This is a genomic window from Clostridioides sp. ES-S-0005-03, from assembly GCF_020658455.1.
Taxonomy (GTDB): domain Bacteria; phylum Bacillota; class Clostridia; order Peptostreptococcales; family Peptostreptococcaceae; genus Clostridioides.
This window is the reverse complement of record NZ_JACVWI010000033.1, coordinates 1-288: the sequence shown is the minus strand read 5'-3', so window position 1 is coordinate 288 and position 288 is coordinate 1. Positions and strand designations below refer to the sequence as shown.

The window sequence follows — 288 nt, the reverse complement described above, 5'->3', positions numbered from 1 at the left end:
ATCTGGTTGATAGGTCGAAGGTGTAAGTGCAGCAATGTATTTAGCTTATCGATACTAATAGGTCGAGGACTTGACCAATATTTATTTGATGTTCATTGATTAAAATATATATGTAGTTTTTAGAGTGTTAACTCTAAAGAATCTAGTTTACTAGTTTCAAGAACTTAATAGTAATATTAAGCATAAAGATTATGTGGTTACAATAGCAGAGAGGATACACCTGTTCCCATTCCGAACACAGAAGTTAAGCTCTCTAGCGCTGATGGTACTTGGTGGGAAACTGCCTGG

Annotated in this window: 2 rRNA genes; both read left to right on the top strand. The window is 35.4% G+C overall.

The window, feature by feature from the left end:
• Positions 1-78: ribosomal RNA gene (locus IC218_RS21710) — 23S ribosomal RNA — on the top strand; the annotation flags it as partial.
• A gap of 114 nt (positions 79-192) precedes the next feature.
• Positions 193-288, top strand: a 5S ribosomal RNA gene (gene rrf / locus IC218_RS21705); the annotation flags it as partial.